This window comes from Allobosea sp. LjRoot90 (assembly GCF_964254315.1).
Classification (GTDB): domain Bacteria; phylum Pseudomonadota; class Alphaproteobacteria; order Rhizobiales; family Beijerinckiaceae; genus Allobosea.
The window spans coordinates 150941-164794 of sequence record NZ_CAXUTF020000007.1; the positions used below are offsets into that span (position 1 = coordinate 150941).

A 13854-nucleotide genomic window follows, 5' to 3' on the forward strand; every position below is an offset into this window, starting at 1 on the left:
TCCTTCAGTCGCTCTTGTCTATGGGGCTTGGCGCGGCAGCGGAAGCCGTCAGGGCAGGGCGTAGGGCTTGACGGACACAACTGCCGGCTCGGCATGGCTGACCAGGCGGCAGACATCGGGCCTGGCCTCGCGGACGTTTCGCTCGATCCTGTCAACGGCGTGATGCACGGCGGCAACGTCGAGCGCCGCATCGGCGCGGCAGTGATAGTTGACCACGAGGCCGTTGCGGGTCTCGCGCACCCGGACGCTGTGGATGTCGCGGATCGGGCCACCGGCTTCCGCCACGCGCGCCGCTTCCTGCGCGATCGCCTTGCCGATGGCCTCGACGGTTTCCCAGGGTGCGTTGTGGCCAGAGGGCTGGCCGGTCTCCATCGGCTCGATATGGGTATCGACCTCGGTCTCGCCGCCGAATTCGGCGCGGATCGCGTTCTCCAGCCGCGTGGCGATCTCGTGCGCCTCGCCGAGCGGCAGCACTGCGTCCACTTCCATGTCGAGCGAGACGGCGAGCCGCCCGCCGATGGTGTGGACGCTGACATGGTGCACCGGCACCTTCATCTTCAGCGCGATCAAGAGCACGCGTTCCAGCGCCGTCTCGTCGTCGACCTGGACCGGGTTGGCGGTGACGGTCAGCGCCGAATCCGGCTCGACGACGGCCACCGCCCGCAGGAGGTCGTCCTTGATCGCGCTGACGCGATCGAGCGGCAGAGTGCGCGAGACCTGGATGCCGATCTCGCCCTGCACCACGCCGCCGGCCGGCCGCAGCCGCAGCCATTCGACATTGACGACGCCGGCAACGCCCTGCGCCGCCTCGCGCAGGCGCTCGGCGACGCCCTTGGGGGCAGCATCGATCAGCGTATCGACCGTGCGCCGACCGAGCTTGATAGCGGTGGCGATCATAAACACGGCGAGTGCCAGCGCCGTCGCGCTGTCGGCCATCGGCACGCCCATGCGGGTCAGGATCAGGCCAAGCAGGACCAGCGCCGTGCCGACGAAATCGGTGGCGAAATGCAGCGCCTCGGCCGAGAGCGCCTCGCTGCGCGTCTCTTTCGCGACCATGGTCAGCGTGCGCCAGCGCGTCGCGTCGACCATCAACGAGAACAGCAGCACGCCGATCACCAGCGGCGTCACCGCGACATGGGGCTCAGCTCCGCTCCACAGGCGGTTGGCGGCCTCCCACAGGATCGCGCCCGAGAGACCGAACAGGATCGCGGTCTCGAGCAGCGCCGCCAGCGCCTCGAACTTGCCATGGCCGTAATGGTGCTCGTCATCGGCCGGCTTGTCGGCGGCGCGCACGGCGAACCAGGTGAACATGGTCGAGCCGATGTCGATCAGCCCCTGCAGCGCATCGGTCATCAGGGCGAGCGAGCCGGAGACAATCGCCGCGGCGAACTTGGCCAGCGTCAGCACGATGCTAGCGACGACCGAGAGCGTCGCCGCCTTCTGCTTGACCCGCGCCACCTCGGCGGGCGACACCGTGCCCGTCGGGTTCGGCGTGCGATCTTGCGTTCCGCTCATGACAGCTCCGCGCGAACCCTCTTGGATTGCGGTCGGTTTGGCCCGATCCATCGGCCAGATCAACCCCGGGAGAAAAACAGTGCGCTATCTTCACACCATGGTCCGCGTCACCGACCTCGATGCCGCGCTCGATTTCTACGTGACCAAGTTCGGTCTGGTCGAAACCCGCCGGATCGAGAATGAGAAGGGCCGCTTCACCTTGGTCTTCCTCGCCGCGTCCGATGACGCCGCAGCCGTGAAGGAGCAGGGCAGCCGCGGCCGCCCGACGTTGGAACTGACCTATAACTGGGATCCGGAGGTCTACACCGGCGGGCGCAATTTCGGCCATCTCGCCTATGAGGTCGATGACATCTATGCCACCTGCGACAAGCTGATGAAGGCCGGCGTTACCATCAACCGGCCGCCGCGCGACGGCAACATGGCGTTCGTGCGCTCGCCCGACAACATCTCGATCGAGATCCTGCAGAAGGGCGAGCCCAAGGCGCCGGCCGAGCCGTGGCTGAGCATGCCGAACACCGGGGCTTGGTAAAAGCACGCCTGATTGCTGGCTGATATACTCCCTGATATCATCAGATGATATCAGGGAGGCTCGCATGGGCATTCTGGTGCGTGACGAAAAGATCGACCGGCAGGTGCGAGAGCTGGCGCGGCAGACGGGAACCTCGCTCCAGGCCGCGATCGGCATGGCTGTGGAGCGTGAGCTGGCGCGCCGTGCCGATCGCATGAAGCGGATCGAGGAGGCGACCCGCAAGGCGCAGGCGATGCTTGCCGATCATCCCGTGATCGATGATGGGATGACCCACAAGGAGTTCTTCGATCGCGAATATGGCGACGCGTGATGATGCTCGATGCGTCGGTCATCGTCGCTAATTTGCTCGAAGAGCCTGAGGCGGGTCGGATCAGGGCGGCGCTGGCTGAGGAGGCCGGTCTGGTGACGACACCGCTCGCCATATTCGAAGCATCCACCAGGATTGCCATTGTTAGGGCGATCTCGGTTGCGCAGGCATATGCCGTCGTCTCGACCTTCATCGACGGTTCTCAGGTCTCGATCATTCCCATTGATGCTGCGGTCGGTCGCGACGCCCATCTCTGCGCGTCCCGCTATCATCACCTCACCGGGCATGCCGCGCGCCTTAACATGGGCGACTGCTTTGCCTATGCGGCAGCCAAGAGCGCCGGCCTCAAGCTTGCCTACAAAGGCGACGACTTCGTTCACACCGACATCGATGGCGTCCGCTTCGGAGCCTGACATTCCCCGCGGAGCTTTTTGAATGTTGACCAAAACCCTCTTCGGCACGCTCGACGACGGCACCCCGATCCACGAGGCCGTGCTGCGTTCGGCCTCCGGGGCCGAGGCGCGCGTGATGGAATGGGGGGCGGTGCTGCGCGATCTCGTCGTGCCGCTGCCGGGTGGCGGGCGCCAGCGCGTCGTGCTCGGCTTCCCCGATTTCGCCGATTATCCCAAACATTCGCCGCATATGGGCGCGATCGCCGGCCGCTTCGCCAACCGCATCGGCGGCGGCCGTTTCGTGCTCGACGGCGTCGAATACCGCACGCCACTGAACGAGCACGGCCGGAACTCGTTGCATGGTGGCGGGCAGGGCTTCAGCAAGCGACCCTGGACGCTGGTGCAGCACGACGAGGCTAGCGCGACGCTGGCGCTGGTCTCCTCCGCTGGCGATGCCGGCTATCCCGGCATGCTCAATGTCTTCTGCCGCTACAGCCTCGCCAGTGCAGCGACCCTGCGGATCGAGCTCACTGCCACCACGGACGCGCCAACGATCGTCAACCTGGCGCACCATTCCTATTTTCGTCTCGACGATGCCCCGGACATTCTCGATCATGAGTTCGAAGTCCGCGCCAACCTGGTCACGCCGGTCGATGCCGATCTGATCCCGGACGGCTCGGTCGCCTCGGTGGCCGGGACGCCCTTCGATTTCCGCAAAAGCCGGCCGATCCGCTTCACGAACCCGGACGGCTCGCGCTTCTGGTACGATCACAATTACCTGCTCCGGCGCGATCGCCGTGAGCCCGCCGCTGCGACCGGTCTCGAACTCGCCCATGCCGCGACCTTGCGCTCGCGCCGCTCGGGTCTTGCCATGGAGGTCTGGACCACCGAACCGGCGCTGCAGGTCTATGACGGCGCCAAGCTGGATACGCCCGTCTCCGGGCTTGACGGTTCGCCCTATGGCGCCTGCGCCGGGATCGCGCTCGAGCCGCAGCACGTGCCGGACTCGCCCAACCTTCCGCACTTCCCATCGACGGTGCTGCGCCCCGGCGAAGTCTACCGCCAGATCAGCGAATTCAGGTTCGGAGCCTAGGCGGCATGGCCGGTGTCTTCTGTCTCGGTATCGCGACGCTCGACTATGTCTACAGCGTCGAGCGCGTGCCCAATCCCGGCGAGAAGGACCGGGCCCGCGATCTCGTCGTCACCGGCGGCGGCTGTGCCGGCAGCGGCTCGGCCGCGATCGGCCGGCTCGGCGGCAAGGCCTGGCTGGCGACGCGGCTGGGCGACGACGCCGTCGGCGACACCATCGTCGGGCAGTTGCAGCAGGACGGCGTCGACACCTCGCTCTCGCCGCGCTTTCCCGGCCTGCGCTCGCCGGTCTCCTCGATCCTGATCGACGCCCAGGGCGAGCGCATGGTCGTCTCCTATACCGATCCGAAGACGCCGCTCACGACCGACTGGCTGCCCGATGTACTGCCAGCTGGCGTCGATGGCGTGCTGGTCGACACGCGCTGGGGCGAGGGCTCGCTCGCGGCACTGAAGCTCGCCCGCAAGGCCGGTGTGCCCGGCGTGATCGACGGCGATCGCCAGCCGACGCACCCGGAGATGGTCACCACCGCCAGCCATGTCGCCTTCAGCGAGAAGGCGCTGAGCGAGATCTCGGGCGGACAGGAGCCGCGGGCGGCACTGGAAGCGCTCGCGCGCGATGCGGAGAATTGGCTGGCGGTGACGCTCGGGCCGCGCGGCGTCCTCTTCATGGAGAATGGCGGCATCGCCCATCTACCGGCTTTCCCGATCGAGGCGGTCGACACGCTCGGCGCCGGCGACGTCTGGCATGGCGCCTTTGCTCTGGCGCTGGCCGAAGGGCAGGGCGAGCGCCAGGCGGTGCGCTTCGCCTCGGCGGTGGCGGCGATTAAGTGCACCCGCTTCGGCGGCCGGGCCGGCACGCCGACGCGCGACGAGGTCGAGCGCTTCCTCGCGGCGCATCCCTGACGCTGCGGTCTGCCCATTATTTGGGCAATCGCGGCTGGCGAGCCTCTTGCCCGGCAAAGGGTGGCGCGGAACACTGCATCGACCCTCCGCCCACCGACGCCTTTCATGTTCGCGCCCGCGCTGCCGCAATCACCCGAACCGCTGTTGCCGGACTATGTCCGTGCCAACGGCGGCGTGCGCCTGCGCTTCGGCAAGGTCGGCGCGCGCACCATGCGGCTGGAGGTCGCCGAGAGCGGCGGCTATCGCGCTCGCTTCCCGACTGCCTATGACGAGCGTTGCGAGGCCGTACTGATCAACACCGCCGGCGGCATGGCGGGCGGTGACCGCGCCGTCACGCAGATCACTCTCGATGCCGGCGCACAGGCGGTTGTGACGACGCAGGCTGCCGAAAAAATCTACCGTAGCCAGGGCAGCGAGACGCGGGTCGAGACCCGCATCGACGTGGCAGCGGGCGCCGAACTCGCCTGGCTGCCGCAGGAGACGATCCTGTTCTCGGGTTCCCGCCTGTCGCGCAGCCTCGATGTCGAGCTGGCGGCTGATGCGAGTTTCATCGCCGCCGAGACGCTCTATTTCGGCCGCGCCGCCATGGGCGAGAGCCTGTCGCGTGGCCAGCTGCGCGATCGCTGGCGCATCCGCCGCGACGGCCGGCTGATCTTCGCCGAGGACCTCAGGCTCGACGGCGCCATCGACGTGACCTTGGGTCGCAAGACGGTCGGGCAGGGCGCGGGGGCCGCCGCGACCGTCTTTGCCACAGGCCCGGGGCAGCCCGAAAAGCTCTCCGACATTCGCGCCTTGCTCGCTGGCGATCCGGCCTTCGCCGAGGTCGAGGCCGGCGCCGGCATCCTCGACGGCTTCCTTCTGATCCGCCTCCTCTCAGCCGACGCGCAGGCGCTGCGTCGCGCCCTCGTCATGCTGCTCGGGCATCTGATCGGCCGTGCGCTGCCGCGCACCTGGTCAACGTGAGGAGAGTGTCATGCTGGCGATCCAGGGATTGAAATGCGTCTATGATACCGGCTCCCGCGGCTGGGCGATCGAGCTCGCGCTGAAGGGCGAGGGCGAGGAAGCTGTGCGTCGCTTCGATGTCGACGGCCCCGAGGATGCCGAGATGCTGATCGAGGCCTTCGACGAGTCGACTGCGAGCAGCTTTGATCCCGCCACCGGCGAGATCGTCTTCGCCTATGAATACGCCTCCCTCGACGATGAAGACGAAGAGGACGAGGAAGAGGAAGGCGAAGAGGACGAGGACGGCGAGGAAGAGGACGACGCCGAAGTCTCCGAGGACGAAGCTGACGAAGACGAGAAAGAAAAGGTCAAGGCATGAATCTGACGCCGCGCGAGAAGGACAAGCTCATCATCGCCATGGCTGCCATGGTGGCGAGGCGAAGGCTCGAGCGCGGCGTCAAGCTGAACCATCCCGAAGCCGTCGCGCTCATCACCGACTTCGTGGTCGAGGGTGCGCGCGACGGAAGGTCCGTCGCCGAATTGATGGAAGCCGGCGCCCATGTCCTTTCGGCCGACCAGGTCATGGATGGCATCGCCGAGATGCTACACGACGTCCAGGTCGAGGCGACGTTCCCGGACGGCACCAAGCTCGTCACCGTCCACGAGCCGATCCGCGGCTCGGCCGGCCGGCTGAGGCCCGGCGAGGTTACGACGCTGCCGGGCGATCTCATCCTCAACGAAGGCCGTGAGAGCCTGACGCTGACCGTCGCCAACACCGGCGACCGGCCGATCCAGGTCGGTTCGCACTATCATTTCTTCGAGGCCAATCCGGCGCTCGCCTTCGAGCGCGACAGGGCCCGCGGCTTCCGGCTCGACATTCCGGCCGGCACCGCCGTGCGCTTCGAGCCGGGACAGACCCGCGAGGTCAGGCTCGTCGCGCTCGCTGGCAAGCGCGAGGTCTACGGCTTCCGCCAGGAGGTCATGGGCAAGCTCTGAGCAGGGTTTCGCTCGACGGGACGCATTTGCGACGAGATTTCACTTCAGCGTTGTGAGCGTAACGTTGCCGGCTTCCGTCAGCCGGAGGCAGCTGCCATGCTCGAACGATCCTCAGGCAAGCCGCGATGCAAGAAGACGCTGAACTCCCCATGCTCGAAAGCGGCAAGGCCAAGCGTGGCGTCTGCGCCATCAGCGGCGCTGAGCTCAGCCGCAAGAACCTGATCGTGCTGGGGACCCTGCGGCCCTCGCTGGTCGAGCATATCCGGCGCGACTTCCCCGATCTCGACGATCACAGCCTGATCAGCCTCAAGGAGCTGGCGCGTTACCGCACGCGCTATGTCGAGGAGATCCTGCGCGAGGAGCACGGCGAATACACCGATCTCGATCGCGAGGTCGCCGAAAGCATCGCCCGGCAGGAGACCATCGCCGAGAACATCGAGGACGATTTCGAGGAGCATCGCACCCTCGGCGAGCGCCTCTCCGACGGGCTCGCCAGCTTCGGTGGCTCATGGGCCTTCCTGATCAGCTTCGGCGTGGTGCTGGCGGTCTGGATGCTGGTCAACGTCGTCGCCGGGACGGGCGCTTTCGACCCTTATCCGTTCATCCTGCTCAACCTCGTGCTGTCCTGCATCGCGGCCATCCAGGCGCCGATCATCATGATGAGCCAGAAGCGGCAGGAGGCGAAGGATCGCCTGCGCTCGTTCAACGACTACCAGGTCAACCTCAAGGCCGAGCTCGAGGTCCGGCACCTGCACGAAAAGGTCGACCATCTGATCACCCGGCAATGGCAGCGCCTCGCCGAGATCCAGCAGGTCCAGCTCGAAATGCTGCAGGAGGCGCAATTGCCCAGGCGAAAGCCGAAGCGGCGCAAGAAGCCGGTGGCGAAGAAGAAGGTGGTTGCGACGCCAGTGGAGAGGCCAGCCGAGGACGGCGGGGCCCTTTGACGGTCACACGCGGATCGCAAATTCCTTACTTTATGTCTATGTAAGGATGACGCAGACAAAAGGAGGATACCTTGATCAAGGCATCCAGCACGTTGACATCAAAAGGCCAGTTCACCTTGCCGGCGGAAATCCGCCAGGCGCTCGATCTGCGGCCGGGCGATCAGCTGCGTTTCGAGCTCACCGACGACAATGAGCTCATGGTCGCACCGCGGCGGCGGCGGAGCATTTTCGAGCTGCGCGAGACGATGCCGGCTCTGACCCTGGGCAGGCCCCTGACCCAGGCGGATATCGATGACGCGGTCGCCGAGGCCATGGAGGAGCAGGAAGCGCGCGTGCGCTCTGCGCGGTAATGCTGGCGCTGGATACGAATGTCATCTTGCGCTTCATCGATCGAACCGACGCGCGCCAAACCGCTATCGTCGAACGTCTCGTGAAGGACAGGGATGCTGGTCCGTTCCACATCAGCCGCTTAGTTCTGATCGAGTTCGCCTGGACCTTAAAGCGAGTCTATCGCCGGCCGCGCGCCGAGATCGCGCTCTGGCTGCGGCATCTGCTGGAGGCGCCCGAATTCTCCGTGGAGGAAGCCGATCTCGTCGAGCGCGCGGTAAAGGCTTTCGAAGTGGGCAAGGCCGATTTTGCCGATTGCCTGATCGGTGCGTCGAATCTTGCATATGGCTGCGCGACGACGCTCACCTTCGATGGTGACGCCCTCACCATGCCCGATCTGTTCTCGCCGCTTCCGACCTGAGGCCGCCATGCCCTTCGCCTTTCCGCGCAATGCCTATGCCGCGATGTTCGGCCCGACCACCGGCGACACCGTCCGCCTCGGCGACACCGAGCTCATCATCAGAGTCGAGAAGGATTTCACCACCTATGGCGAGGAGGTGAAGTTCGGCGGCGGCAAGGTCATCCGCGACGGCATGGGCCAGTCACAGGTCAGGAACGCCGACGGCGCGGTCGACACCGTCATCACCAACGCGCTGATCCTCGACCATTGGGGTATCGTGAAGGCCGATATCGGCATCAGGGCCGGCCGCATCTGCGCCATCGGCAAGGCCGGCAATCCCGACATCCAGGCCGGCTTCGGCAATTTTGCACCCGACGAGACGATCATCGTCGGCCCTGGCACCGAGGTCATCGCCGGCGAGGGCAAGATCGTCACCGCCGGCGGCTTCGACAGCCATATCCACTTTATCTGCCCGCAGCAGATCGAGGATGCGCTGATGAGCGGGTTGACCACCATGCTCGGCGGCGGCACCGGCCCGGCCCATGGCACGCTGGCGACGACCTGCACGCCGGGTCCCTGGCATCTCGGCCAGATGATCAGGGCGGCCGAAGCCTTCCCGATGAACCTCGCCTTCGCCGGCAAGGGCAATGCGGCGCTGCCCGGCGCGCTGATCGAGATGATCGAGGCCGGTGCTTGTGCGCTGAAGCTGCACGAGGATTGGGGCACGACGCCGGGCGCGATCGACAACTGCCTTTCGGTCGCCGACGAATACGACGTCCAGGTAATGATCCACTCCGACACGCTGAACGAGTCCGGCTTCGTCGAGGACACGATCAAGGCGATCAAGGGCCGCACCATCCACGCCTTCCATACCGAAGGGGCGGGCGGGGGCCACGCGCCGGACATCATGAAGGTCGCAGGGCTGCCGAACGTGCTGCCCTCCTCGACCAATCCGACCCGGCCCTTCACCGTCAACACGCTCGACGAGCATCTCGACATGCTGATGGTCTGCCATCATTTGTCCCCGTCGATCCCCGAGGATCTCGCCTTCGCCGAGAGCCGCATCCGCAAGGAGACGATCGCGGCCGAGGACATCCTCCACGATCTCGGCGCGCTCTCGATGATGTCCTCGGACAGCCAGGCCATGGGCCGCATCGGCGAGGTCATCACCCGCACCTGGCAGACCGCGCACAAGATGAAGGTCCAGCGCGGGCCTCTGTCGGAGGATGCCGGCACCGGCGCCGACAATTTCCGCGCCAAGCGCTATGTCGCCAAGTACACGATCAACCCGGCGATCTCGCACGGCATATCCAGGCATATCGGCTCGATCGAAGTGGGCAAGCTCGCCGATCTCGTCGTCTGGTCGCCGGCCTTCTTCGGCGCCAAGCCCGATCTCGTCGTCAAGGGCGGCTCGATCGCGGCGGCCCCAATGGGCGATCCCAACGCCTCGATCCCGACGCCGCAGCCGGTGCATTACCGACCGATGTTCGGCGCCTTCGGCAAGGCGGTGACGTCGACCTCACTGGTCTTCGTCTCGCAGGCGGCGATGGAAAACGGGTTGAAGGACAAGCTCGGTACCGACAAGGAGATGGTTGCGGTCGAGAACACCCGCGGCGGTATCTCGAAGAAGAGCATGATCCACAACGACGCCACACCGGACATTCAGATCGATCCGGAGACCTATGCGGTGGTGGCGGATGGCGAATTGCTGGTCTGCGAGCCCGCCAGGGAGCTGCCGCTGGCGCAGCGGTATTTCCTGTTCTGAGCGGCGGAGCCGGCGGGAACATCGCCGGCCACCTCCACGTTCCCTCCCATCGCAGATCAGGGAGGGAACCATGGCCAAGCCCAAGACCGCAGGCCCCAAGGGCCAGCAGCCAGAAGCGCTCGCGACCTTTGCCGCCAGTGCCCGCAATGACGGCAAGAAGCCGAAGGAGATCGGTCTTGAAGCCACCAGGGCAACGAAACCGCTGAAGACCTCCCCTGAAAAGAAGCAGGACGCGGCGACGAAGGTCTTGCGCGAAGGCGTTCTCGGCAAGGATCAGGGCGCCGACGAGGCGATCGACAAGCTGCCGGACCGGACGCGGCGGCACTGAGGGGCGGGGCGCCCTCTATGGTTGACACCTGCGAGGCCTCTCTTTCTTGTAGGCGGCTAAAGAAAATCAGCCGTCCAGGGAGGTTGCCTTGTTCCGTCTTTCCCATGCTGCTGTGCTTGCCGGCTCGGCTCTCGCTGCCTTTGCGACGCCTGGGGCGGCGCAGGGGCAGGTCACCGTCTACTGTTCGATCCTCGAGGAGCAGTGCCGCGAGGGCGCCTCGATCTTCGAGAAGGGAACCGGTATCAAGGTCCAGATGGTGCGCAAAAGCACCGGCGAGGTCTATGCCCAGGTCAAGGCGGAGGCGACCAATCCCCGCGGTGACGTCTGGTGGGGCGGGCCGGGCGAGCCGCATCTGCAGGCGGCCGACGAGGGCCTGCTCGACGAGTACAAATCGCCGAAGCTGGCCGAATTGCACGACTGGGCCAGGCGCCATGCCGAGCAGTCGAAGTTCCGCACCTCCGGCATTTATCTCGGTGTGCTTGGCATCGGCTACAATCTCGAGACCCTGAAGGGCAAGAAGCTCGCCGAGCCGAAATGCTGGGCCGATCTGCTTGATCCCAAGTTCAGGGACGAGGTCCAGATCGCCGATCCAAGCTCGTCCGGCACGGCCTATGTCTTCCTGGCGACGACCGTCCAGCGCCTCGGCGAGGAGAAGGGCTTCGACTTCCTCAAGAGCCTGCACAAGAACATCAGCCAGTACACCAAGTCCGGCATCGCCCCGGTCAAGGCGACGGCGCTCGGCGAGACGGCGGTCGGCATCGCCTTCATGCACGACATGCTGACGCAGAAGCTGCAGGGCGCGCCGATCGGCATCGTCGCCCCCTGCGAGGGCACCGGCTACGAGACCGGCTCGGTCTCGGTGATCAAGGGCGGCAAGAATCCTGAAGCGGCGCGCAAATTCGTCGATTTCACGCTCTCGCCGGAGGCGCAGGACATCAACGCCAAGCTCAAGATCAACTCGATCCCCTCGAACAGGAACTCCAAGCTCTCACCCGACGCGCCGAAATTCGAGGAGATCAAGCTGATCGACTACGACACCCCGCGCTGGGGCAGCCCGGCCGAGCGCTCGCGCCTCCTGAAGAAATTCGACGAAGAGGTGAAGGCGCTGCCGCGCTGAAAGCTGGAGCATTTTCAAGCGAAGTGGACACCGGTTCGCGTGAAGAAAATGCGATAAAACAAAGAGCTGGCGCATTCCCGCGATTTGAAGAAGCGCGGAAATACTGCATCCCGATTTAGTAGCACAGATACCGGTTTGTGCTACTAAATCGGGATGCAGCGCATTCCGCTCAATATCCAGACGCTCTATGCCGACCTGCAGCAGCAGGTTGCGACAGCCTCGCCGGATGAAGCGACGGTGGTGGCGACGACGGTTGCCGGCATCCGCTATTTGAGGCTCCAGCGTTGGGTTGGCACGAGCCGTACGGTTGAGCACCTTGGTCGTGCCGATGATCCCGAAGTGCTCGTGCGTGCCGAAGCTGCTCGCGCCGAAATGGCGCGCCGGGAAGAGCGCCGCCGTCTGGTGGCGGCGCTGCGCCGCCTCATCCCTGGGCCTACGACCGCGCTTGGCAAGGTGGCTGATTCCGTCGCCCATGCCGGCCTCTTCCGGCGTGGAGCCGTGCTGGTCGGCACGGCGGCCTATCAGTGCTATCCGCCGCTGCTCGGCGCCATCCTGCCGGCTGCGACCGTGATGACGCAGGATCTCGACCTCGCCACCGCCGACCTGGCTCTCGACGCGGATATCCAGGGCGACAGCATGCTGGCGATCCTGCGGCGGGCCGAGCCGAGCTTTTCCGCCGTGCCAGGGCTCGATCCGAAAGCGCCGCCTTCGCGCTTTCGCGACGCGCAGGGCTTCGTCGTCGATCTGTTGACACCGCAGCGCCGCCGCAGCGATCGCGACCCGATGCCGCTCAAGGGGCTCGCCGCCGGCGCGACGCCCCTCCAGCATCTCGACTGGCTGATCGTCGATCCGGTTCCGGCCGTCGCGCTCCACGGCGCGGGCGTGCCAGTAATGTTGCCTCAGCCCGGCCGGTTTGCGGTCCACAAGCTCATCGTCGCGCAAAGGCGCGGCGCGCATGAGATCGTCAAAAGCCGCAAGGACCTTGCACAGGCAGGGGCGATGATCGAACTGCTGCGCGCCGACGCGCCTTACGCCTGGCAGGATGCGCTGGCCGACGCCATGCGACGTGGCCGGGATGGCTGGTCGAGGCCGATCGAGCGCTCTTTGGCGATGCTCGGCCTCGAACCTTGAATCACCGCACCGGCGGCGCGTATTGCAGGCCGCCCTGCGTCCACAGCCGGTTCATGCCGCGCGGCAGATTGAGCGGCGACTTGGCGCCGAGATGCCGGTCGAAGCTCTCGCCGTAATTGCCGACCGCCTTGACGATGCGGACCACCCAGTCATTGCTCAGGCCGAGGCTCTCGCCGAACTTGCCCTCAGCTCCGAGCAGGCGTTTGATCTCGGGATTGCTCGACTTCACCATCTCCTCGACATTGGCCTGGGTGATGCCGAACTCTTCGGCGTTCAGCATGGCGTAGACCGTCCAGCGCACGATATCGAACCAGGCATCGTCGCCCTGGCGAACCCAGGGGCCGAGCGGCTCCTTCGAGATCATCTCGGGCAGCAGGTCGTGCTCGGCCGGGGCCTTGAGCTTCATCCGGTTGGCCGCGAGCTGCGACAGGTCGGTGGTGTAGGCGTCGCAGCGCCCGGCCTCATAGGCCTGGATGGTCTCGTCGAGGCCGGCATAGGCGATCACTTCGTATTTCATGCCGTGATTGCGGAAATAGTCGGCGAGGTTGAGCTCCGTCGTGGTGCCTTGCGCCACGCAGATCGAGGCGCCGTTGAGCGCCTTGACATCCTTCACGCCGGTGCTCTTGCGGACGAGGAAGCCCTGGCCGTCGAAATAGTTGATCGCGGTGAAGTTGAGGCCGAAGCCCGCGTCGCGGCCGAGCGTCCAGGTCGTGGTGCGCGAGAGCACGTCGATCTCGCTGCTCTGCAGCACCGTCAGCCGGTCCTTCGAGGCCAGCGAGATGTACTTCGCCTTCTCCTGGTCGTTGAAGATCGCCGCGGCCAGTGCCCGGCAGAGATCGGTGTCGAAACCGCGCCATTGCCCCTGCGCATCGGGCAGCGAGAAGCCGGCGACGCCCTGGCTCGTCCCGCAGATCAACTGGCCGCGCTGCTTGATCCGCTCCAGCGTCGTCTGAGCCTGGGCGGCCAGTGGTAGCGCCGCCGCTAAGCAAAGCCCGGCCAGGGCGCTGCCGAAATTGCGTGCGCGGCGTGCTGAAATTCTGAGCATGAGATCCCCTCGTTTATTGACCGGCCGATCTAACAGGCTCACCGAACGGCGGGCCAGAGATATTTATGCGGCTAATCGATTGAGCGGTACATCCGAAGGCGCATCCCCTGCGTATTGGATGGGC

The 13854-nt window shown here is 65.8% G+C and carries 17 protein-coding genes; 15 read left to right on the forward strand and 2 right to left on the reverse strand.

Annotated elements, in window-relative coordinates; all coding sequences use genetic code 11:
- Window positions 1-48 precede the first annotated feature (48 nt).
- Entirely contained in the window at window positions 49-1515 is a 1467-nt protein-coding gene (locus ACSQ3M_RS22950) for a cation diffusion facilitator family transporter (RefSeq protein WP_436152387.1), read from the reverse strand.
- A 79-nt stretch (window positions 1516-1594) separates the two neighbouring features.
- Between ACSQ3M_RS22950 and ACSQ3M_RS22955 the strand changes: the two genes are divergently transcribed.
- From ACSQ3M_RS22955 to ACSQ3M_RS23025, 15 genes are all read left to right on the forward strand, one after another.
- On the forward strand, window positions 1595-2044 hold the full coding sequence (locus ACSQ3M_RS22955; RefSeq protein WP_284168992.1) for a VOC family protein: 450 nt from the start codon (window positions 1595-1597) through the stop codon (window positions 2042-2044).
- 64 nt (window positions 2045-2108) lie between these two features.
- Window positions 2109-2354 (forward strand): type II toxin-antitoxin system VapB family antitoxin, encoded by a 246-nt coding sequence (locus ACSQ3M_RS22960; RefSeq protein ID WP_284168993.1) that lies wholly within the window; start codon window positions 2109-2111, stop codon window positions 2352-2354.
- Window positions 2354-2764 carry a type II toxin-antitoxin system VapC family toxin gene (locus tag ACSQ3M_RS22965; RefSeq protein ID WP_436152388.1) on the forward strand — a complete coding sequence of 137 codons (411 nt, stop codon included), beginning with the start codon at window positions 2354-2356 and terminating at the stop codon, window positions 2762-2764. The genes ACSQ3M_RS22960 and ACSQ3M_RS22965 overlap by 1 nt, the downstream gene beginning before the upstream one ends.
- 22 nt (window positions 2765-2786) lie before the next feature.
- On the forward strand, window positions 2787-3836 hold the full coding sequence (locus ACSQ3M_RS22970; protein WP_436152389.1) for an aldose epimerase family protein: 1050 nt from the start codon (window positions 2787-2789) through the stop codon (window positions 3834-3836).
- A gap of 5 nt (window positions 3837-3841) precedes the next feature.
- Complete coding sequence (locus ACSQ3M_RS22975; RefSeq protein ID WP_436152390.1) at window positions 3842-4735, forward strand: PfkB family carbohydrate kinase; 894 nt, start codon at window positions 3842-3844, stop codon at window positions 4733-4735.
- Between the two features lie 105 nt (window positions 4736-4840).
- Window positions 4841-5698, forward strand: coding sequence for an urease accessory protein UreD (locus tag ACSQ3M_RS22980; RefSeq protein WP_436152391.1), 858 nt, complete (start codon window positions 4841-4843; stop codon window positions 5696-5698).
- Window positions 5699-5708: 10 nt separating this feature from the next.
- Window positions 5709-6056 carry a hypothetical protein gene (locus ACSQ3M_RS22985; protein WP_436152392.1) on the forward strand — a complete coding sequence of 116 codons (348 nt, stop codon included), beginning with the start codon at window positions 5709-5711 and terminating at the stop codon, window positions 6054-6056.
- Window positions 6053-6673 carry an urease subunit gamma gene (locus ACSQ3M_RS22990; RefSeq protein WP_436152393.1) on the forward strand — a complete coding sequence of 207 codons (621 nt, stop codon included), beginning with the start codon at window positions 6053-6055 and terminating at the stop codon, window positions 6671-6673. Before ACSQ3M_RS22985 ends, ACSQ3M_RS22990 begins: the two co-directional genes overlap by 4 nt.
- Before the next feature lie 125 nt (window positions 6674-6798).
- Window positions 6799-7617 carry a DUF1003 domain-containing protein gene (locus ACSQ3M_RS22995; protein ID WP_436152394.1) on the forward strand — a complete coding sequence of 273 codons (819 nt, stop codon included), beginning with the start codon at window positions 6799-6801 and terminating at the stop codon, window positions 7615-7617.
- A 71-nt stretch (window positions 7618-7688) separates the two neighbouring features.
- Window positions 7689-7967: an AbrB/MazE/SpoVT family DNA-binding domain-containing protein gene (locus ACSQ3M_RS23000; RefSeq protein WP_436152395.1), complete on the forward strand. Its 279-nt coding sequence runs from the start codon at window positions 7689-7691 to the stop codon at window positions 7965-7967.
- Window positions 7967-8365, forward strand: a complete 399-nt coding sequence (locus ACSQ3M_RS23005; protein WP_436152396.1) for a PIN domain-containing protein — start codon at window positions 7967-7969, stop codon at window positions 8363-8365. Before ACSQ3M_RS23000 ends, ACSQ3M_RS23005 begins: the two co-directional genes overlap by 1 nt.
- 7 nt (window positions 8366-8372) lie before the next feature.
- Entirely contained in the window at window positions 8373-10109 is a 1737-nt protein-coding gene (ureC, locus tag ACSQ3M_RS23010; protein WP_436152397.1) for an urease subunit alpha, read from the forward strand.
- A gap of 70 nt (window positions 10110-10179) precedes the next feature.
- Complete coding sequence (locus tag ACSQ3M_RS23015) at window positions 10180-10437, forward strand: hypothetical protein (RefSeq protein WP_110490685.1); 258 nt, start codon at window positions 10180-10182, stop codon at window positions 10435-10437.
- Between the two features lie 88 nt (window positions 10438-10525).
- Window positions 10526-11554, forward strand: coding sequence for an ABC transporter substrate-binding protein (locus tag ACSQ3M_RS23020; RefSeq protein ID WP_436152398.1), 1029 nt, complete (start codon window positions 10526-10528; stop codon window positions 11552-11554).
- A 153-nt stretch (window positions 11555-11707) separates the two neighbouring features.
- Window positions 11708-12685 (forward strand): GSU2403 family nucleotidyltransferase fold protein, encoded by a 978-nt coding sequence (locus ACSQ3M_RS23025; RefSeq protein WP_436152399.1) that lies wholly within the window; start codon window positions 11708-11710, stop codon window positions 12683-12685.
- A gap of 1 nt (window position 12686) precedes the next feature.
- Here ACSQ3M_RS23025 and ACSQ3M_RS23030 read toward each other — a convergent pair whose 3' ends face one another.
- The gene (locus tag ACSQ3M_RS23030; protein WP_436152400.1) at window positions 12687-13730 is read right to left on the reverse strand and encodes an amino acid ABC transporter substrate-binding protein; all 1044 of its coding nucleotides are present in this window, start codon (window positions 13728-13730) and stop codon (window positions 12687-12689) included.
- Window positions 13731-13854: the final 124 nt, after the last annotated feature.

What these genes read in the sequence shown, in the direction of transcription:
- ACSQ3M_RS22950 (WP_436152387.1), bottom strand. Translation starts at nt 1,515, where the DNA reads ATGAGCGGAACGCAAGATCGCACGCCGAACCCGACGGGCACGGTGTCG.
- ACSQ3M_RS22960 (WP_284168993.1), top strand. Translation starts at nt 2,109, where the DNA reads ATGGGCATTCTGGTGCGTGACGAAAAGATCGACCGGCAGGTGCGAGAG.
- ACSQ3M_RS22965 (WP_436152388.1), top strand. Translation starts at nt 2,354, where the DNA reads ATGATGCTCGATGCGTCGGTCATCGTCGCTAATTTGCTCGAAGAGCCT.
- ACSQ3M_RS22970 (WP_436152389.1), top strand. Translation starts at nt 2,787, where the DNA reads ATGTTGACCAAAACCCTCTTCGGCACGCTCGACGACGGCACCCCGATC.
- ACSQ3M_RS22975 (WP_436152390.1), top strand. Translation starts at nt 3,842, where the DNA reads ATGGCCGGTGTCTTCTGTCTCGGTATCGCGACGCTCGACTATGTCTAC.
- ACSQ3M_RS22980 (WP_436152391.1), top strand. Translation starts at nt 4,841, where the DNA reads ATGTTCGCGCCCGCGCTGCCGCAATCACCCGAACCGCTGTTGCCGGAC.
- ACSQ3M_RS22985 (WP_436152392.1), top strand. Translation starts at nt 5,709, where the DNA reads ATGCTGGCGATCCAGGGATTGAAATGCGTCTATGATACCGGCTCCCGC.
- ACSQ3M_RS22990 (WP_436152393.1), top strand. Translation starts at nt 6,053, where the DNA reads ATGAATCTGACGCCGCGCGAGAAGGACAAGCTCATCATCGCCATGGCT.
- ACSQ3M_RS22995 (WP_436152394.1), top strand. Translation starts at nt 6,799, where the DNA reads ATGCAAGAAGACGCTGAACTCCCCATGCTCGAAAGCGGCAAGGCCAAG.
- ACSQ3M_RS23005 (WP_436152396.1), top strand. Translation starts at nt 7,967, where the DNA reads ATGCTGGCGCTGGATACGAATGTCATCTTGCGCTTCATCGATCGAACC.
- ureC (WP_436152397.1), top strand. Translation starts at nt 8,373, where the DNA reads ATGCCCTTCGCCTTTCCGCGCAATGCCTATGCCGCGATGTTCGGCCCG.
- ACSQ3M_RS23015 (WP_110490685.1), top strand. Translation starts at nt 10,180, where the DNA reads ATGGCCAAGCCCAAGACCGCAGGCCCCAAGGGCCAGCAGCCAGAAGCG.
- ACSQ3M_RS23025 (WP_436152399.1), top strand. Translation starts at nt 11,708, where the DNA reads ATGCAGCGCATTCCGCTCAATATCCAGACGCTCTATGCCGACCTGCAG.
- ACSQ3M_RS23030 (WP_436152400.1), bottom strand. Translation starts at nt 13,730, where the DNA reads ATGCTCAGAATTTCAGCACGCCGCGCACGCAATTTCGGCAGCGCCCTG.